This window comes from Burkholderia sp. 9120, from assembly GCF_000745015.1.
Taxonomy (GTDB): Bacteria; Pseudomonadota; Gammaproteobacteria; order Burkholderiales; family Burkholderiaceae; genus Paraburkholderia.
Genome location: NZ_JQNA01000002.1, coordinates 1,428,370 through 1,447,485, shown reverse-complemented (window position 1 = coordinate 1,447,485; position 19,116 = coordinate 1,428,370). Strand labels below are relative to the sequence as shown.

General features: G+C 62.1%; 17 protein-coding genes and 1 pseudogene. 12 read left to right on the top strand and 6 right to left on the bottom strand.

What is annotated here, in order from left to right:
* Position 1: 1 nt before the first annotated feature.
* The 3 genes from FA94_RS14740 to FA94_RS14730 all read right to left on the bottom strand — a co-directional run bounded on the left by FA94_RS14740 (position 2) and on the right by FA94_RS14730 (position 2,712).
* Positions 2-1,327 carry an MFS transporter gene (locus FA94_RS14740; protein WP_081935940.1) on the bottom strand — a complete coding sequence of 442 codons (1,326 nt, stop codon included), beginning with the start codon at positions 1,325-1,327 and terminating at the stop codon, positions 2-4.
* Positions 1,288-1,983, bottom strand: a complete 696-nt coding sequence (locus FA94_RS14735; protein ID WP_051981235.1) for a sigma factor-like helix-turn-helix DNA-binding protein — start codon at positions 1,981-1,983, stop codon at positions 1,288-1,290. Before FA94_RS14735 ends, FA94_RS14740 begins: the two co-directional genes overlap by 40 nt.
* Before the next feature lie 147 nt (positions 1,984-2,130).
* Positions 2,131-2,712 (bottom strand): hypothetical protein, encoded by a 582-nt coding sequence (locus FA94_RS14730; protein ID WP_035552370.1) that lies wholly within the window; start codon positions 2,710-2,712, stop codon positions 2,131-2,133.
* Positions 2,713-3,253: 541 nt separating this feature from the next.
* On the opposite strand from FA94_RS14730, the gene FA94_RS14725 reads away from it, so the two are divergent.
* From FA94_RS14725 to FA94_RS14695, 7 genes are all read left to right on the top strand, one after another.
* Positions 3,254-4,507 (top strand): NAD(P)/FAD-dependent oxidoreductase, encoded by a 1,254-nt coding sequence (locus FA94_RS14725; RefSeq protein WP_035562161.1) that lies wholly within the window; start codon positions 3,254-3,256, stop codon positions 4,505-4,507.
* Between the two features lie 362 nt (positions 4,508-4,869).
* Entirely contained in the window at positions 4,870-5,628 is a 759-nt protein-coding gene (locus tag FA94_RS14720) for a hypothetical protein (protein WP_051980579.1), read from the top strand.
* Between the two features lie 48 nt (positions 5,629-5,676).
* Positions 5,677-6,879 carry a transporter substrate-binding and LysM peptidoglycan-binding domain-containing protein gene (locus tag FA94_RS14715; protein ID WP_035552368.1) on the top strand — a complete coding sequence of 401 codons (1,203 nt, stop codon included), beginning with the start codon at positions 5,677-5,679 and terminating at the stop codon, positions 6,877-6,879.
* A 246-nt stretch (positions 6,880-7,125) separates the two neighbouring features.
* The gene (locus FA94_RS14710; protein ID WP_035552365.1) at positions 7,126-8,427 is read left to right on the top strand and encodes an NAD(P)/FAD-dependent oxidoreductase; all 1,302 of its coding nucleotides are present in this window, start codon (positions 7,126-7,128) and stop codon (positions 8,425-8,427) included.
* Positions 8,424-9,269 (top strand): DUF1365 domain-containing protein, encoded by an 846-nt coding sequence (locus FA94_RS14705; protein ID WP_035552362.1) that lies wholly within the window; start codon positions 8,424-8,426, stop codon positions 9,267-9,269. The genes FA94_RS14710 and FA94_RS14705 overlap by 4 nt, the downstream gene beginning before the upstream one ends.
* Before the next feature lie 12 nt (positions 9,270-9,281).
* Positions 9,282-10,493 (top strand): SAM-dependent methyltransferase, encoded by a 1,212-nt coding sequence (locus FA94_RS14700; protein ID WP_035552360.1) that lies wholly within the window; start codon positions 9,282-9,284, stop codon positions 10,491-10,493.
* Position 10,494: 1 nt separating this feature from the next.
* The gene (locus tag FA94_RS14695) at positions 10,495-11,007 is read left to right on the top strand and encodes a chalcone isomerase family protein (protein ID WP_035552357.1); all 513 of its coding nucleotides are present in this window, start codon (positions 10,495-10,497) and stop codon (positions 11,005-11,007) included.
* Between the two features lie 251 nt (positions 11,008-11,258).
* Here FA94_RS14695 and FA94_RS14690 read toward each other — a convergent pair.
* The 3 genes and pseudogenes from FA94_RS14690 to FA94_RS14680 all read right to left on the bottom strand — a co-directional run.
* Positions 11,259-12,119: pseudogene (locus FA94_RS14690) on the bottom strand (alpha/beta hydrolase); the annotation flags it as partial.
* Positions 12,120-12,247: 128 nt separating this feature from the next.
* Positions 12,248-13,555, bottom strand: a complete 1,308-nt coding sequence (locus FA94_RS14685; RefSeq protein ID WP_035552355.1) for an Nramp family divalent metal transporter — start codon at positions 13,553-13,555, stop codon at positions 12,248-12,250.
* Between the two features lie 112 nt (positions 13,556-13,667).
* Positions 13,668-14,645 (bottom strand): ferritin-like domain-containing protein, encoded by a 978-nt coding sequence (locus FA94_RS14680; protein WP_035552352.1) that lies wholly within the window; start codon positions 14,643-14,645, stop codon positions 13,668-13,670.
* 491 nt (positions 14,646-15,136) lie between these two features.
* Between FA94_RS14680 and map the strand changes: the two genes are divergently transcribed.
* From map to minE, 5 genes are all read left to right on the top strand, one after another.
* Complete coding sequence (gene map / locus FA94_RS14675) at positions 15,137-15,922, top strand: type I methionyl aminopeptidase (RefSeq protein WP_035552349.1); 786 nt, start codon at positions 15,137-15,139, stop codon at positions 15,920-15,922.
* A 194-nt stretch (positions 15,923-16,116) separates the two neighbouring features.
* On the top strand, positions 16,117-16,650 hold the full coding sequence (locus tag FA94_RS14670; protein WP_035552346.1) for a GNAT family N-acetyltransferase: 534 nt from the start codon (positions 16,117-16,119) through the stop codon (positions 16,648-16,650).
* 166 nt (positions 16,651-16,816) lie between these two features.
* Positions 16,817-17,665, top strand: a complete 849-nt coding sequence (gene minC / locus FA94_RS14665) for a septum site-determining protein MinC (protein ID WP_035552343.1) — start codon at positions 16,817-16,819, stop codon at positions 17,663-17,665.
* Positions 17,666-17,781: 116 nt separating this feature from the next.
* Positions 17,782-18,597 carry a septum site-determining protein MinD gene (gene minD, locus FA94_RS14660; protein WP_035552341.1) on the top strand — a complete coding sequence of 272 codons (816 nt, stop codon included), beginning with the start codon at positions 17,782-17,784 and terminating at the stop codon, positions 18,595-18,597.
* 14 nt (positions 18,598-18,611) lie between these two features.
* On the top strand, positions 18,612-18,881 hold the full coding sequence (minE, locus tag FA94_RS14655; RefSeq protein WP_035552338.1) for a cell division topological specificity factor MinE: 270 nt from the start codon (positions 18,612-18,614) through the stop codon (positions 18,879-18,881).
* Positions 18,882-19,116: the final 235 nt, after the last annotated feature.

Genomic DNA, 19,116 nt, shown 5'->3' with positions numbered 1-19,116 from the left:
GTTAAACAATCGATGACGACGCACGTCGTTGTTCGGCCTCAGCCGGATCGACGGCCGCCTTAATCAAGTTCCGTTGCTTCAGGCAAATGCTGTACGCAACCGGCGCGGCCAGCACACCCATCACGGTGATATAAAGCGCGGGCGCGGTTAGCAGATGCGTCACCTTGATCAGATAAGCGCCGACAACAGGCGCTGTCCCACCAAACACCGCGGTAGCGAGCGAATAGGTGGTCACCATACCAAAACTGCGCCAGTTGTCTTTAAACAGGTCGGGCAGCACGACAAAAATAACGCCGACCAGACAACCCGCCATGACGGCAAATGCCGCCTGCACCATCAGCAGCGTCAGGAAATCACCGCGCTGCAGAAACGCGAACAGCGGATAACTACTGCAGACCAGAGACACGATACCAATGAGGGCGAGCCTCGATGCCTCTATCCAGCGTGTGGCGTAACCCGCCGCGACCATCGACAGTGAAAAAATCACCAGCGTAATCACGTTGGTCGAATGAGCGTCGAAACTGGACACGCCGAGATAGGTGCGGAGATACCCCGGCAACCAGACAAACGCCGTATAAAGATGCGCCTCCATGAACGCCACCAGAACAATGGCTTGTATCAACGGCAATAAGGGCCGTGCATGCGATGCACGATCGGCCTGATTACCCGGTTTCGTCGAAATCGAAGACCTGAGCGAATAGATCCACAGCGACAGCGGAATGCACAGCAGGAACGGCCAGCGCCATACCTCGGTGAGATACCCGCCGCGAGCCGCCGCCGGCAAGCGTTGCAGCTTGGCGCTGCAATAGGGCAGAGCCAGAACGATCCCCGACGCCAGCAACATACCGACGAAGCCGCTCGCCACGACCACCGCGCAGTAGAGGCCGCGATTTTTATCCACCACGTTGAGCGACACAAAATAACCGCTCAACGGCAACTCACCGCCGGCCGCAAAACCTTGCAGTATTTTCAGGGCGATCAGCAGCCCCGTCGCGAGATAACCCGCCGTCTGGTAGGTCGGCAAAAAAGCGATCAACGACGCCGGAATCGCCATGCCGATCATGCTTAATCTGAGTGCGGTCCCCGCGCCGAACCGATTACCCAGTACGCCGAAAAAGACGCTGCCGAAAGGCCGCGCCAGGTAACTGCTCGCGAACACCGAGAAACTCAGCATGAGCGCCGTCTTGTCGTTGGCGGCGGGAAAGAATAGCCGGCCGATTTCGAGGGCCATGAAAGCCGTCAGCGAGAATTCGTACCACTCGAACAGATTGGCGGTGAGCGCGATTCTCAGCAGGGGGTTGAATCGGAAGCGTAGGGGGTATGCCATTTGACGAGGGAAAGGACGTGGGGCAGATTGCCGTCGACTACCTTGTTGCGCAGGGCGTCCAGATGGGTTTCCACTGTGCGGTCCGACGTGCCGAGAAACTTGGCGATTTCCTTGTTGGTGAGCCGCTCAGTCTTTAAGAGGAAAACCCGGAACTGGGCATCGGTAGGTAGCGTGACGAAGTATGGAACGATCTCGAGACACGCCAGCACACGCTTGATCGCACTCATGACGTCGTAAAAATTCAGGTAGAGCTGGTAGAGGCTGTTGGGCGGCAGCGTGGGCGTAATGTCATTCCGATACGTGACGATGCCCAGAATATTCTTCCGGGAACCTAGCACCGGGAATTTGACCATTTCCTCCAGTTGGGCCTCGCCGCTGTCGTCGAGAAAATGGTGCCTGCCGAGTACATGCGTTTTCTTTTCGCGCGCACGAAAATCAAGCTTCTGAATGGCGGCTGCGTATTGCGCGCCCCATTCCGGTTGACAGAATTTCAGATCATTGATCGTCAGGCCTACGAGTTCCGCCGGATTCTCAACGCCGAATTGCCGGGAATTGTATCTATTATTAATAATGTATTTGCCGGTGTCTGCTTCCTTGAGGCTGGCGGAGACCGGAAAATTCTCTATGAAGCTGATAATTGCGCTATCGGATTTCATGATCGGTCTTACGCAAAAAACCATGGTGAGTCATAGGTGCTCCGACGCTTGCTCAATCGGGCGGACGGATTGCAGATTACAGGGTCTTGGTATCCGTGATCAACTAAACATGCCTTATGGATTAAATCCGTATCGCTTTGATGATTTTCAGTGTTCCGTCGTGTCCGGTGTTCTCACACATTGTTCAAAACATGGCGACCAACTCGACTCGGCAACGATAGGTACACGTACTGGCAAGCTGCCATCCATGTCCGCCGCAACGAGCGTCAGATAAAGACGGGTGGCAGTCTCATCGTTGCACTGCTCAAGCACGCTTTGTGCAGCGCGCAGAATCGGCATGCGCTTACGCAGGCGCTTTGCGCTCTGGGAGACATCGCGCGCGAAATCGACCGGCTCCTCGTGCGGCAGGCTTTCGATAAGCTCAACATCCGTCGCATCGAGGTCGTCGAGCAGGCTCGGCGATGGTGCGTTGCTGGGCGTCGATTCGCTGTCCGACGACGTCGTTTCCGGCGTCATGCGACCCGCCAGATCGAGTAAGCGCAGACCCAGTGCGAGGATGGCGTTTCGCTGCACGTGCGGGGTCATCTCGATACGCCGGCCAGGCTGCCCGTTCGACTGACTTTGCCGTAAGACGACCGATACCGAATCCGGATACGCCGGCGCGGATTCGTCGCCATTCTCGATACACAGCCAGCTGGCGCCGATGCGGAATTTAAGATTCTTTTTCATGTTTCGCTCGTGTTGCGCAGATGAATGCGTGGGGCATATAAAGTCCGCGCGCGCTCCCTCGTCTGGCGGCAGTTCGTCCGTTTCGTACAGGTCCGAAAGCAACGCGCGACGTCTTGATAATTGTCGCGTTAAAAGGACGGGGGCGTATCCGTGGAAACTACGTAACCGGTACGTATATGGCATAAATTATTGAAAGGATGGCGAATTGTGGTATTTAAAGTGAATCTTAATGCGAGAGTTGATTGTGGTAACAGAAGTGGCTCTATTTTTGTAATTCTGAAAGTGGAGGGTGTCGATGAGTGAGTATTACCTTCTATCTGGAAATAAAATAAAAATGCGCCGTGACTATATCTAAAATCTTGAAGGGCGGCCGGAATCGTTATCGCGTGTTCAATGCGATAGAATTCGAGTCGAGATATCAATTTCATTGAACAGCGCTTAACGGTTCATGGCAGAACCCTATCTGCCTGACGACGGCACCGGCCACCGCTGCAACGTGTCGACCGGCATAACCCAACCCTCCGGAAGCAAAGGTATCGCGATGAGTACGACTGCAGCAGCTTCAGACAGCCCGGAAACGTTCGACGTCGTGGTGATCGGCGGCGGCGCCGCAGGCATCGGCGTGACGGCGAGCTTGCTGCGCCGCCGTCCCGGATTGCGCATCGCGATCATCGAGCCGGCGGAGCGCCATTTCTATCAGCCGGCGTGGACGCTGGTCGGCGGGGGCGTCTTCAATATCGGCGACACCGTGCGGCCCATGTCGTCCGTCATGCCCGAGCGCGCGCATTGGATACGAGCGAGCGCCAACGCCATCGAACCCGAACAGCATCTTGTTCGGCTCGACAACGGACGCGCACTGACTTACCAGCGTTTGATCGTGTGTCCCGGTTTGCGGCTCGCGTGGGAAAAGATCGAAGGGCTGGAAGAGACGCTGGGCAAAAACGGTGTGACGTCGAACTACCGGTTCGATCTCGCGCCGTACACCTGGCAACTGGTCCGTGAACTGAAGGGCGGCAAGGCGCTTTTCACGCAACCGGGCATGCCGATCAAATGCGCGGGCGCGCCGCAAAAGGCGCTGTATCTGTCGTGCGATTACTGGCGCAAGCAGCACGTGCTCGACAAGGTTTCGGTCGAATTCAATCTGGCCGGCGACGTGCTGTTCGGCGTGGCGGCATTCGTGCCGTCGTTGATGAAATACGTGGAGCGCTATCAGGCGTCGCTGGCGTTCGGCTCGAATCTGATCAGCGTCGACGGCGCTCGCAAGATCGCAACGTTCGCTGTGAAGGACGAGGCGGGTGGCGTCGTTCGTGTCGAGAAGCCGTTCGACATGCTGCATGTGGTCCCGCCGCAGCTTCCGCCGGCCGTGGTCAGCAACAGCGTGCTCGCCGACAAGACCGGCTGGTGCGAAGTGGATCACGCCACGCTGATGCATCCGCGCTATCCGGAGGTGTTTGCCCTCGGCGATGCGTGTTCCGCGCCCAACGCCAAAACGGCCGCGGCGGTTCGCAAACAGATCGTGGTCGTCGCGGAAAATCTGCTGGCGTCGATCGACGCTAAACCATTGCCTGCGCTCTACGACGGATACGGCGCGTGTCCGCTGACGGTCGAGAGAGGCAAGGTCGTGCTGGCGGAATTCGGCTACGGCGGCAAGCTGCTGCCCACGTTCCCGCTCGACCCAACGGTGCCTCGCGCGCTCGCCTGGCATCTGAAGTCCGGTTTTCTTCCGTGGCTGTACTGGAACGGCCTGCTGAAGGGCCGCGAATGGCTCGCCGCGCCGGCAAAAGCGCCAGCGTGAGCGAAGCGCCGCCCGGCGGCGCGAACGCAGAAGATAATCGGCATGGGCGTGACGTATCAGAACATAACGTCACGCTTAGAACTCCAGTGAAAGCGTTGTGAAATATTCGCCACGTGACTTCGTCAGAATCAACGAGCGTTTGAATTCCTGCCAGCCCTTTCCGATCGCGCGTCAAAACCACCCCCACTTCCCCCGTCGCCTTAGTGGTTGTAAAGTCATACCGCGTTTGCCCGCTGAAGTCCAAAAACCCAGCCCGCAACCGCAAAGTAATAACGCCACACAAGGTTCACAAGCCACAAAGACGTCCCGTAAGTTTTTTTGCAAACGCAGTTTTGTAAAACAGGCTTCAAAAGGGGATTCACATGTCAGTCGGCAATACGGTCGTTGACGCGACCAAAAGCAGCACGAAGTACAAGCTCATCAAGTGGTCGATTATCGGGTTGTGCATCGCCATCGGCGCGCCGCTCGCCATCCTGCTGGTCAAGGGCCTCGTCGGCCTGATCCTCGCCGCGGTCATCGGTCTCGCCGCGATCAACTTCGGTCCCGTGCTCGCCATGAAGTTCGCGAACCAGAAGGTCAAGATGTTCGTGAACGAAGCGAAAGCCAATCCGATCGAAACGCTTTACAACGAACTGGCCGAAAAACAGGAAGGCGCCGAGCGCTTCAAGAAAAGCATCACCGATTTCCGTACCGAAGTAAAAAACTTCGAAGACAAAACCGCGCAATTCAAAAAACAATATCCGGAAGATGCCGCGCGTTTCGAAAACCAGCTGGCGACCATGAAAAAGCTGCTCGCGTTTCGCGAGGGTCGCTATAAACAGGTACAGGACGAACTCAAGCGTTTCGCCGACGCGATCGACCGCGCCAAGGCGCTGTGGGATATGTCGCAGTCCGCGCAACGCATGAACAAGATCGCCGGCATGCAGACCAGCGACACCTTCGCGCAAATCAAAACCGATGCCGCGCTTGATTCGGTCATGAACTCGGTCAATAAAGCGTTTTCTGAAATGGAAACGTCGCTGATGGAGAGCGCCGAAGTGCAGCAGGCGAAGGCCGCCACCGAAATGGGCACGCTCACGCCGCCCGCCCCGCAAATCGGCTCGCCGACCGCGCCGCACTAATTCCGGCGCACCCTTCGCGCACCTTCCGATAACTCGACTCGACCAAAAATGAAGAAAATTCTGGGTTCGGTTCTTTTCCTGATTTTGCTGGCGGCTGGTTGGTACATCCACGAAGGCGGCCTGAAAAACCTCAACTACGGGCAGGGCGCTAACAAAGACTCCGCCACGGTGAACGGCATCGACACCGGCAACAGCGGTAATAATGGCAACAGCGGCAGCACCGGCAATAACAGCAACAGCGCCACCACCGCCGCCGCGACGCCGCCCGTCGCCAACAACCCCGACGGCTTCGTGCCCAACAAGGACACGCTGAAGTCGATCCTGAGCAACGGCGTCGTACGCGTCAGCGTCGAGAATCCGTCGCGGCCGTTCTATTCGGAAGACAACGGCAAGCCGCAAGGCTTCAACGTCGACTTCGCCAAGCTGCTGTTCGCGCAGAAAGAGTTCACCTCGGGCGATCATCCGACCATCACGGTCGACACGCATCACGGCGTGGACACGTACCCTGCGGTCCCCGATCAGCTCACGAAGACCGACCAGCAGGGCAACGCGGTCGTCGATGTCGCGATGGACGGCCTGACCTTCGCCGACAACACGCCGAGCGGCGTCGTGTATTCGATTCCGTATGTGGAGGATTTCGGCTATTCGCTGATCGTCGCGCAGGGTTCGCCGGTACGTTCCGCGGCGGATCTCGCGGGCAAGACGGTCGGCGTGCTGCAAGGCGACCCGGACGTGAAGGCGTTCGTGCAGAAAGCCTTCCCGGACAGCAAGATCGTCGAATTGTCGGATGCAAGCATCGAAGGACAGCGCTCGTGGATGGCGCACTTCCTCGACGGCCACCAGGTCGACGCGATCGTCTACGACTATCCGTTCGGCGTCGCGGAGATCAAGGGCACCGATCTGAAGTTCGCGGTCACCAAGCTCGACGGCTCGAACCTCTCGTACAAGGTCGGCGTGCGCAAGGAAGACAGCGCGCTGCTGATCTACCTGAACTCGGCCATCGCCAAGGTCAAGCAGTCGCCGGCGTATCTCGATCTGCTGCGGAAATATTTCATCAGCGACCAGGTGCTGACCACCGCGGCAAGCGGCGGCGAGAAGACCTACGTGGTGCGTTCGGGCGACACGCTGAACGCCATCGCGCTCAGCCAGTTGGGCAGCGGCGCCCGCTATGTGGACGTGCAGAAGCGCAACAACCTGCCGAACCCCAATCTGATCCTGATCGGCCAGCATCTGATCATCCCGCTGCGCTAAAACGCATCGCCGGAGCGTCGTTCCGCCACCCGTCTCACGCCGCCCGGCGCGAGACGGGCAGGGCGTCGTGAAGCAGGTCGCATACGGGTCATCCCGCTGCGCCCATTTCACATCACAGAATCAGCCCCCTAATTCCGCCACGCCTGCATCCATTCCGGTCCGCGTTGCGTAAATCCCCTCAAGGACGCGCAACCCCCGCTACATCCCATTCACCGACCGCGCGCCCCTCGATCAGGAGACGCGCCCATGACCCACCCGGCACCGACCACCCCACTACCGCGCGGATCGCGGGTCGCGGTTATCGGCGGCGGTATTTCGGGCCTCGCCAGCGCTTATCTGCTGGCACGCAACCATCAGGTCACGCTGTTCGAATCGGCCGGCTACATTGGCGGTCACACCAATACCGTCGACGTCACGCTCGAAGGTCACACGCATCCCGTCGACACCGGCTTCCTGGTGTTCAACGACCGCACCTACCCGAATCTGATCGCGCTGTTCGCCGAACTGGGCGTGCAGTCGCACCCGAGCGAAATGACCTTCTCGGTCTCGCTCGACGAAGGCCGCCTCGAATGGGCCGGCACGAATCTGAACACCGTGTTCGCGCAGCGCCGCAACCTGTTCTCGCCGACGTTCATCGGCATGCTGCGCGACATCATGCGTTTTAACGGCAGCGCCCAGCAGAACCTCGAACTCGCGACGCAAACGCGCGCCTCGATGGGCGAACTGCTGACGGCCGGCGGCTACGGCGGCGCGTTCCAACGCCACTATCTGCTGCCGATGGCCGCCGCGATCTGGTCGAGCGCGACCTCCGACATTCTCGCGTTCCCAGCCACCACGTTCCTGCGCTTCTGCCTGAACCACGCGTTGCTGCAGGTGAACCGGCGTCCGCAGTGGCGGACGGTGGTCGGCGGCGGGCGTGAATATGTGCGTCGCATCGTCGACACGCTCACCGATGTGCGCATCGACACCGCCGTGCGCGGCGTGCGGCGTGACGCGCACGGTGTCGACATTTTTACCGACGACAGCGCGCAGCGCTTCGACGCCGTGGTGTTCGCCACCCACGCGCCGACCACGCTGCGTCTGCTGGAAGATGCCGATCAGGGCGAGCGCGGCGTGTTGAGCGCGGTGCGCTATCAACCGAACGTCGCCGTGCTGCATACCGATACGAACCTGCTGCCGCGCCGGCAACGCGTGTGGTCGGCCTGGAATTACCTGGGCAGCCGCCGGGTCGACGGCACGCATCCGGTGTGCGTCAGTTATCTGGTGAACCAGTTGCAGCCGCTGCCGTTCAAGACGCCGCTGGTCGTTACGCTGAATCCGGTCACGCAGCCCGCGCCCGGCACCGAACTGCGCCGCTTCGTCTACGACCATCCGCTGTTCGATCTGGCCGCGATCGATGCACAGCACCGTCTGCCGCAGTTGCAAGGCAAGCGTCGCACGTGGTTCGCGGGCGCATGGACGGGCTACGGTTTTCACGAGGACGGCCTGAAATCGGCGCTGCGCGTTGCCGCCGATTTCGACGCTTCACCGGCATGGGCGAAGCTATGAGTGCCGTCCGCGCCAGCGTCGATCCGGCCGCCTGGCTCCTGACCGGGCAGGTGATGCACGAGCGTCTGCGACCACGGCCGCATCGTTTCACGTATCCGGTGTTCTACGTGCGCTGCGATCTGGACCGGCTGGCGTCGCTCGCGAGCGGCTGGTTCGGTATCGACCGCTGGCGGCCGCTCAGTCTGCATACGCGCGACCATGGTCCGCGCGACGGCAGCGATCTCGCCGTGTGGATGCGCGCGCAACTATCGGCGGCGGGTATCGACGAAGCGGACGGCAGGATCTGGCTGCAGGCGTTTCCGCGCGTGTTCGGCTACGCGTTCAATCCGGTGAGCTTCTGGTTCTGTCACGACCGCGACGGGAATCTGCGCGCGCTGCTGGCCGAAGTTCGCAACACGTTCGGCGCGCGTCACAGCTATCTGTTGAGCGCCGAAGGCAACGCGCCGATCACCGCGGAGACGCAACTCATGTGCAGAAAAGTGCTGCACGTGTCGCCGTTTTGCCGCGTGGAAGGCAGCTACTCATTTCGCGTCCGGGAGACGCGGCTTCACGCGTCGGTCGCGATCGACTACCGCGACGCCGACGGTCTGCTGATCCGCACCGCGCTGGGTGGCCATCTGCAACCGCTGACGCGCGCCAGCGCGCTTGGCGCGTTGCTGCGCCAGCCGCTGCTGACGCTCGGCGTCGTCGCCAGAATTCATTGGCAGGCCGTGCGCCTCGCGCTGAAGAAAGCGCCGTTCTACGGCAAACATCCCGCGCCGGGGCGCAATGCCGACGCATCCACCGACCACGCCGCAGCGGGCCAACCGTCCACCGCTGCGCGTTCCATTTCGTCCGATTGAGGAGATTGCGCCATGGCGTTTTCCCGAACCCTGAGCGGGCACCCCTCCGCCCCCGCGTCAGCCCGTCTGTTTCTGTCCTTGCTCGAGCGGATTCAGGTCGGGCATGTGGAACTGATCACGCCCGACGGCCAGCCGCATGTGTTCGGCGATCCGCACGCGGCGCCGGGCGCGCGTCTGGAGTTGCGTGACTGGCGCGCGTGCGGCGCGATTCTGCGCAAAGGCGACATCGGTTTCGCCGACGCGTGGCGTTCGTTCTGGGTCGATACGCCGGATCTCGCCGCGCTGCTGCGTGTCGCGATCCGCAACGAACGTGCGCTGCAACGCACGGTGTACGGGGGCTGGCTCGCGCAACTCTGGTACGGGTTGCGCCACAAGCTGCGGCCGAATACGCGCTCGGGCAGCCGGCGCAATATCCACGCGCACTACGACATCGGCAATACGTTTTACGCGCAGTGGCTCGATCCCACCTTCACGTATTCGAGCGCGGTGTTCGACGGCGACTTCCATCAATCGCTCGAAGACGCGCAGCACGCGAAGTATCAACGCATCATCGATACGCTCGGTTTGCGTGCGGGTATGCGGGTGCTGGAAATCGGCTGCGGCTGGGGCGGTTTCGCGATGCATGCGGCGCGGCAGGGCATTCAGGTGCATGGCGTGACGATCTCGCCGGCGCAACTCGAATTCGGCCGGATACGCGTGCGCGAGGCGGGCCTCGACGAGCATGTGCAGCTCGAACTGCGTGACTACCGGACGCTGACCGGGCAATACGACGGCATCGTCTCGATTGAAATGTTCGAGGCGGTCGGCGAGAAATTCTGGCCGACGTACTTCAGCATTCTGCGTGAGCGTCTGCTGCCCGGCGCGCGCGCGGTGGTCCAAACCATCACAATCGACGACTCTCACTTCGCCGCGTATCGCGCCACCAGCGACTTCATCCGCGAATTCATTTTTCCGGGCGGCATGCTGCCGAGCCCGCAGCGTTTCATCGACGCGGCACGGCGCGGCAAGCTGGTGGCGTCGACGTCGCTGGCATTCGGCCGCGACTATGCGGAGACCTTGCGCCGCTGGCGTAGCGCGTTCGAAGCGCAACTCGATACGATCCGGACGCAGGGCTTCGACGAGATTTTCGTGCGGACCTGGCGGCTGTATCTGGCGTATTGCGAGGCCGGCTTCGACGAAGGCCGCACGGACGTGATGCAGTTCGTGCTCGTCCGGGCGGACTGACATGCGCAAGCTCGCCGCTGTGCTGCTGATGCTGTGGGCCGGCGCCGCCTGCGCCGATTGGCGCGGCGACGTGCAGTCGGCGAAACTCGTCGGCGAAGGGGATTTCACCGTGTTCGGCTTCCGGCTGTATCGCGCGCAACTGTGGAGCGAACGCACGCCGGTCGATTACGACGAGCGCTTTGCGTTGCACATTGTCTATACGCGCGGAATCAAGCGTGAGCGGCTGGCGGAGACGGGCATCGGCGAGATCAAACGTCTGGCCGATGCGCCGATTCCGGCCGAGACGCTAGCGCGCTGGCGCGCGGACATGATGCAGGCGTTCGTGGATGTCGCGCCCGGCGATCAGTTGAGCGCGGTCAATCTGCCGGATAAGGGCGTGCGCTTTTATGCCGGCGATCGCATGACCGGCGAGTTCGACGATCCTGCGTTCGCGCGGGCGTTCTTCGGCATCTGGCTCGATCCGTCGACGCGTGCGCCGACCTTGCGCAAGCATTTGCTGGGGATCGGGGAGTGAGCCGTTCAGTCGCCGTGACCCGGCGTGCGCTGTTTCGGGCAAGTTGCTTCGGCGAGCGACATTGACGCCGACGCCGACGCCGACGCCGATGCTGACGTTGAAGCCGCCTCGCACGGCGCCGCCTCTGCCTTCATCCGGCGACGCATTTGAATCACGTTGTCGGACCTGGACGGCTGTGAAACCGGCGCCGACTGTGACGCCACATCAGGCGCCTGCGTGGTGCTGTCCCGCCGCACCGCGATCGTCGCCTGACTGTTGATAAACGCCACGCTATCGTCCAGCACCGGCGCAAAACCGCGCAACGGTCCGGCAATCGCGCCCACCAGCATCGCGTGGCCGATCCGCGGATAGTGCTTCACCTCCACCTCTTTATCCCCCGCCAGACGCAGCTTCGCCGCCAACCGGTCCGTGTTGCCCGGGTCGACGGTCGTGTCGCGCTCGCCGGCGGCGAGGAACATCGGCGGTTCGTCGCCCTGCACGAAGTTGATCGGCTGACTCGCGGCACGCAACGCACGCGGGAAAATGTCTTCGAGCGTGGCGTCGTGCAGCGGCAGGAAATCGTACGGACCGGCCAGGCCGATCACGCCGCTGAGGTCGCTTTTGCTCATCTGCTGGGCGGCGAGATAGCGGCCGTCGGTAGCGAGCAGCATGACGATATGCGCGCCGGCCGAATGTCCCATCAGGAAGATGCGCGACGGGTCTCCGCCGAATTCGGCGGCGTGATCGCGAGCCCAGCGCACGGCGCTGGCGGCGTCGTCGACGAAACCGGGGAAGGCCGTTTCCGGCCACGTCCGATAGTCCGGCACCACGGCGACGAAACCGCGCGCGGCAAGGGCCGCACCGACGAACAGATAGCTGCTGCGCGAGCCGTTTTGCCAACTGCCGCCATAGAAGAACACGACGACCGGACGGCCGTGCGCGCCAGTTTGCGGCGCGGAGGCGGAGGGCGTGTAGACGTCGAGTTTCTGACGCGGATTGGCGCCGTAGGCGATATCGTCGTCGGCGTGGAAACTCTTGGGCGAGACGGCGGCGTTGAGCACACCGGTGGCGCTGCAACCGCCCAGGGCGGCGAGCGCCAGCGCGGCGGTCAGGGTGAGCAGGCGTCGAGGCATGACAGTCGATCCGTTCGAGATGATTCGTTCGAACAATGTACGTGTCTTTCTGCGAAGTGGATGCAGCGGCACATCGCCCCAGATCCTCAGCGCCTCAGACCCGCAGCGCCTAAGACGCTCTCAGCCGCTCACCACGGCGAAATCCCCGCCACCTGCAGCAACAGCACCAGATTCAGCGCCAACACCGCGATCGTGCCGACCACGGCGGCGATCGTCGTCGAGCGACGGTTGCGGTAGCGCCCCATCAAGTCGCCGCGCGACGTGAACCACACCAGCGCGATCATCGGCACCGGCAGCGCAATACTGAGCACGACCTGGCTCAATACCAGCGCACGCGTCGCGTCGACGCCCCACGCGACGACGGCGAACGCCGGCGCCATGGTGATCAAACGCCGCGCCCACACGGGAATGTGAAAGCCGACAAAGCCCTGCATGATCATCTGCCCGGCCATTGTGCCGACCACCGAACTCGACACGCCCGACGCGATCAACGCCGCAAGAAACAATCCCGCCGCGGCGCCGCCGAGCAGCGGCGTAAGCGTGCGCCACGCGGTTTCGATGCTGGCGATATCCGCGTGACCCGCATGAAAAGCGCTCGACGCCATGATCACCATCGCCATGTTGATGAGCCCCGCGACGCCGAGCGCAACCACCACTTCGATATTCGAAAACCGCAGCAATTTGCCGCGCTCGTTTTCATTGCGCGGCGTCACGCGATTCTGCGTGAGTCCCGAATGCAGGAACAGCACGTGCGGCATCACGGTTGCGCCGATGATGCCGACCGAGATCGTCAATGCATTGCTATCGGGCATGGCCGGCGTGAACGTATGTTTGACGACCGACGGCCAATGCACCGGCGCGATCAGCAATTCGGCGAGATACGACAGTCCGATCACGCCGACGAGCGCCGCGATTGCGAGTTCGAGCGGACGAAAGCCACGCTTTTCGAACTGCAGCAGCGCATAGGTGACGGCGGCGGTGATCAGCATGCTGGGGATCATCGGCAGATGCGTGAGCAACGACACGCCGATCGCGCCGCCCACGAACTCGGCGAGATCGGTCGCCATCGCCGCGATTTCGCTGATGCCCCACATCGCGAGCACGTAGCGGCGCGGTAACGCAGCGCGGCATAACTCGGCGAGATTGTTGCCGGTGACGAGCCCGAGTTTGGCGGACAACGACTGGAACAGCATCGCGACGATGTTCGCCACCGCCACCACCCACAGCAGCGTATAGCCGTAACCGGCGCCCGCCTGAATGTTGGTCGCGAAGTTGCCCGGGTCCATGTAGGCGATCGAGGCCACCACCGCCGGTCCGGCGAACGGCAGCATCGCGCGCAGGCCGCGTCGCCGTCCCGCGAGCGTTTCGCGAATGTCGAAACACGCCTGCTCGGTGAGGGTTTGCGGCACGGTGGGCTGACCTGTCGCTTCGTTCATGACTGCTCCTGTCCGTCGTCAAGCGTTCAAGGCAATACGGAGAAAGGCCGGCCAACGGGTGAGCGCGATCGTCATCGCGGCGACCCGTTGCCGGTGCAGCAAACGGCTTGCGTCAGGCGCTCATGTTGAGCACACCGTTCACGCCGTTCGGGAAGAAGCCGCCCTTGGTCGCGACCGAACTCGTCAGATAGACGATGTTGAGCACGTTGCTGTAATTGCGGCTGAACGCGAGTCCGTTGCTGTCGAGCGGCACGATGTTGGAGGTGCCGGCAGTGGCGCCGGTGATCCCCTGATCGTCGTTGCCGACGCCGTCGAGGCTGGCGCGGGCGGCGGAGATCGCGTTGGCGGCCGTGACGAGGCTCGTCATGTCGATCCCTTTCGAATACAGCACCGTGCGTACCAGACTCGCGTGATACGCCTCGGCCGCCAGAATGCCGGCTGCGGCGGACAGGAAGGTCTTGTTGGTGATCAGCGGCGCGGCGCCTTTATAAGCCGTCACACCCACATCTTCGAAGATGAACGCGCCGAGCAGGAAGTTGTTGTCGCTCGCATACGGGTTGAACGCGACACCCGCGCCGACCAGGCCCGCCGCGCGCGCCGCGTTCGAGAACGCGCCGTTCGGATCGGTGCCGCCGATATCGATCGACGGCATCGCCACCGCCGCCGAACCCAGCGCGCTGCGCAGGAACGCGACGTGCTCGCGTTCGTCGTTGGCGATCTCGTTGGCATACGCCTGCACCACGGGATCCTGGAACGGCACCTGCTGGCCAGGGATCACGGTGCCCATCGTGCCGACGCCGGCCGTCATGCTGGCCGCCAAGCCGGCGCCTGTCGTCGCGTACGTATAGAACTGCGATTCGAGGTACTCCAGATTCAGCGCGAAGTTCAGAATCTCCGGATCGGTCGGCGCGGTCTGAGCCGACACGCTCGAACCCGAACCGCCGCCGCACGCGCTGATCAGCGTGCCGCCGACCAGGCCCAGACCCAGGCCGCCGGCGTTGCGGAAAAACTGTCTGCGTTGCAAACGCCGTTCGACCCGGCGATCGAGTGCATCGATAAGCTCTGCTGATTTGCTGCTGGACTCCGACATGGCTGTGCTCCTCAATTGGTTCGCTGCCTATGCCGCGGACTGGCGATGCAACCACGCGCTCGACTGCTGTTCACGCGTTGCAAAACGCAAAAACGCGGACGCAAAGAGGCCTCGGTTCTTCTGAGAAGAACTAATCGATGCAGGCAGAAGAAGCGAGTCCTCACCCGCCTTTACGGAACGAAACTGCGAGTAGATGCAAACCTCACAAAAGATTTCCTTGTGCGTTTGCAGCATCGCGCGCCGCGTACCGGTCGATGGATTTTTTGCGGCGCGTGGCGCCCGGCGCGAAAGTGTCCGACTGGCAAGTTCGACCCGGTTCGCGGAGGCCGGCGCGCGATCCTCTGTACAATTGGCCGATCGATCGCCGGCGTAGGCCGGTTCGCCATGCCGTTTCAGGCGGCAGGGCGGCCACGCCGGTCATGCAGAGCGGGACGCGCGGGCATGTGATTACGCAGCGTCCTTTGAACCATCGAACCCCATCGACTGAATTCATGGCCATTACCTACAAGACTCCCGACGACATTGCCAGGTTACGCATTTCGGGTCGCCTCGCGGCCGACGTGCTGGCGATGATCGGCGAGCACGTCAAGGCCGGCGTCTCCACTGAGGAGCTCGACGCGCTGTGCAACGACTACATTGTCAATACGCAAAAGTCGATTCCGGCGAATGTCGGCTATCTGGGTTTTCCGAAGACCGTGTGCACCTCGGTCAACCAGGTGGTGTGCCACGGCATCCCGAATCGCGCTGAAGTGCTGAAAGACGGCGACATCGTCAACATCGACGTCGCGATCATCAAAGACGGTTATTTCGGCGACACCAGCCGCATGTATTGCGTCGGTCAGCCGAGCACGGTAGGCCGCCAGTTGATCGACACGACCTATGAAGCGATGCTTGCCGGCATCCGCGAAGTGAAGCCGGGCGCCACGCTCGGCGACGTCGGCCATGCGATCCAGAAAGTGGCGCAACGCGACGGCTTCTCGATCGTGCGCGACTATTGCGGGCATGGCATCGGCAAGGTGTATCACGAAGACCCGCAGGTGCTGCACTACGGCCAGCCGGGGCAGGGCGTACGCCTGAAGCCCGGCATGGTCTTCACGATCGAACCCATGATCAACGCGGGCCGCGCCGGCACCACGGTGCTGCGCGACGGCTGGACCGTGGTCACCAAAGACCGCTCGCTGTCCGCACAGTGGGAGCACATGATCGCCGTCACCGACGACGGCTACGAGCTCCTCACCCCCTGGCCGGATGGCACCGGCAGTTACGAAGCGCCTTGAGCGCAACCTGAACGTGGGTTGCGCGCTGCATCGATCACACGCGCTCTGCATGCCGGGCGCGTGAATTGCCTGCTCGATGTGCGCACGTCTCGTATCAAACCTCGCGTGCGAGTCAAATCCGGTCAATAATGATTTGACTCGCACGCCGGTTCGGTTAAAGCTACGCCTTAGGGTTTCAAGGGGTTTTCGTCTGCATGAGTCCGTCATTGACCGTTCGCCGTATCGCCGCTGATCAGGGCGCCGTTTTTCGCGAACTCCGTACCGCGTCGCTGCGGGAGGCGCCGTATGCCTTCGGCGCTACGCTAGAGGACGCGTTGTCGGCCGATGTCGCCAGTTTCGACGCCACCGCCGCCGAGCGCGCGGTGTCGTTTGCCGTCGCCACTTTTATTCTCTACACCGAGGGCCATCCCGCCGGGCTGATCGAAGCGCATTTCGACGACAGCGCGGCACGCCGCGCGTTCGTCTGCGAACTGTGGGTGGCGCCGGCCGTGCGTCATCTGCGTGGCGGCGAATTGCTGGTCGACACGGCCGGCAGTTGGCTCGCGAGCGAAAGCGCCACGGAAATCTATGCGTGGGTCGCCGACGCCAACCGCAACGCCATGCGCTTTTACGAAGCGCTCGGCTTTGGTCCGACCGGCGAACACCGGCGCGTTCAGCGCGCGCCGGAACAAGCCGAAAGTCTGCTGGTGCGGCACGTGCCGACCACGTCCCAGGTATTTCAGCAGTGATCTCGCGAGCGGCGCAGCAGCCTGCCGCTCGATTCCCCTCCGCGTCTGTGCAGCGTTCGTGGCGGTGTCTTCGGCACCGTCATCGGTGGCTCCCCGTTGCCACGGCAAAAAAACTGGCCGCGCGCGTGGACGCCTGTAAAATACGCAAAATTTTTTGCCGAACGCTATGTCGCCCAAGAAATCACCCTTTTTCGAACTCCGCAGCGGCTCGGTCGATACGCTCCTGTTCGTGGTCAAGACAACCGACCTCGACGCGATGCGTGCCGAGCTGACCCGGCGCTTCGAGGCGACCCCCGAATTCTTTGCCAACGACGTCGTCGCGATCGACGTGCGCCGCCTCGCCGACACGGAACGTGTGCCGCTCGCCGACATCGCGCAGTTGCTCGACAGCGTGCGGATGCGGCCGGTCGGCGTGGTCGCCAATCCGCATCAGACGTGGGCCGCCGAGTCCGCGCTGCCGCTGCTGGAAGCGCGCGACCGCCGTGGCAGCACCGCTAAATCCGCCGAGGAAGAGGCCGCGAACGCCGCAGCGGCGGCCCCAGTTACCCCGGCCACCGCTGCGTCGACCGCCGGCAACGGCAACGCTCAGGCAAGTCTGCTGCCGCCCGACGGTACGCCCGCCAGCGCCGCCACGGTCGAACCCGTGCCCGCCGCCGAGCCGGTGCGTCTTGCCACGTCGTCGCAAACCACGGTGGTCGACAAGCCCTTGCGCTCCGGCCAGCGGATCTACGCGAAGGGCGATCTGGTCGTGCTCGGCCTCGTGAGCTACGGCGCGGAAGTGATCGCGGAAGGCAATATCCATATTTACGCGCCGTTGCGTGGCCGGGCTTTGGCCGGCGTGCAGGGCAATCACGACGCGCGCATTTTCTGCACGTGTCTCGAGCCGGAACTCATCTCGATCGCAGGTATCTATCGAACGACCGAGAACCCGCTGCCGGCCGACGTGCACGGCAAGCCGGTGCAGATCTGGCTCGACGAAGAGAAATTGATGATCGAACCGCTGCGGCTCACGTAACCGGCGCGACGCGCGCGTTGCCCTGAGCGAATCAACGGCACGCGGCGCAGCACGGCACGGTAGGGCAAAGAGGGCCGCACATAATTGACGAATTTGACGAACACAAGGTAAGGGTAATGGCAAAAATCATTGTGGTGACTTCGGGCAAGGGTGGCGTGGGCAAGACGACCACGAGCGCGAGTTTTGCATCGGCCCTCGCACTGCGGGGCAGCAAAACCGCCGTGATCGACTTCGACGTCGGCCTGCGCAACCTCGACCTCATCATGGGCTGTGAGCGCCGTGTGGTGTACGACCTGATCAACGTGATCCAGGGCGAAGCCAACCTGAACCAGGCGCTGATCAAGGACAAGAAGTGCGAGAACCTGTTCATCCTGCCGGCCTCGCAGACGCGTGATAAAGACGCGCTGACGCTGGAAGGCGTCGAGAAGATCATCAACGACCTGATCGCGATGGACTTCGAATACATCGTCTGCGATTCGCCGGCCGGTATCGAATCGGGCGCGCTGCTCGCCATGCACTTCGCCGACGAAGCGCTGATCGTGACGAACCCGGAAGTGTCGTCGGTACGCGACTCGGACCGCATTCTCGGCATCCTGTCGTCGAAGACCAAGCGCGCGATCGAAGGCAAGGATCCGATCAAGGAACACCTGCTGATCACCCGCTACAACCCGAAGCGCGTGAGCGAAGGCGAAATGCTGTCGCTGACCGATATCCAGGAAATTCTGCGTATCGATCTGATCGGCGTGATCCCGGAGTCGGAAGCGGTGCTGCACGCATCGAACCAGGGTCTGCCGGCCGTGCACCTCGACGGTACCGATGTGGCCGAAGCCTATAAAGACGTCGTGTCGCGTTTCCTCGGCGAGCAGAAGTCGCTTCGCTTTACCGATTACCAGAAGCCCGGGCTGCTGCAGCGCCTCTTCGGCACCAAGTAAGGGGAGCGCACGTCATGTCGATTCTTTCGTTTTTGCTGGGCGAGAAGAAGAAGTCCGCGTCGGTAGCGAAGGAACGCCTGCAGTTGATCATCGCGCACGAGCGCGCCGGCGGCCACGCGCCCGCCGATTACCTGCCTGCGTTGCAACGCGAACTGGTGGCCGTGATTTCGAAGTACGTCAAGATCTCCGACGACGATATTCGCGTGAGTCTTGAACGCCAGGACGACCTCGAAGTGCTCGAGGTCAAGATCGAGATACCGCAAGCCGGAGCGCCGGCGGCGTAAGCGGCTGGGCGGTTCTCATCGGTTCAGTTCGGTTGACGCGTCGCGTCCGTGTTGCATAAGCATCATGTGACGCGGCGCGCGAACGCCGGCTCTGCCGCGCGCGGTTTTTTCTCCGCGCTTTTCACTCTCCGCTTTTTATCCCACGCTTCTCATTTCCCGCCGTTCACCTCGTGCTTTTCTCGCTGCTTTTCCACTCCGCGAAATAATCCGTAGCATTTCCGTGTGGACCGTTACA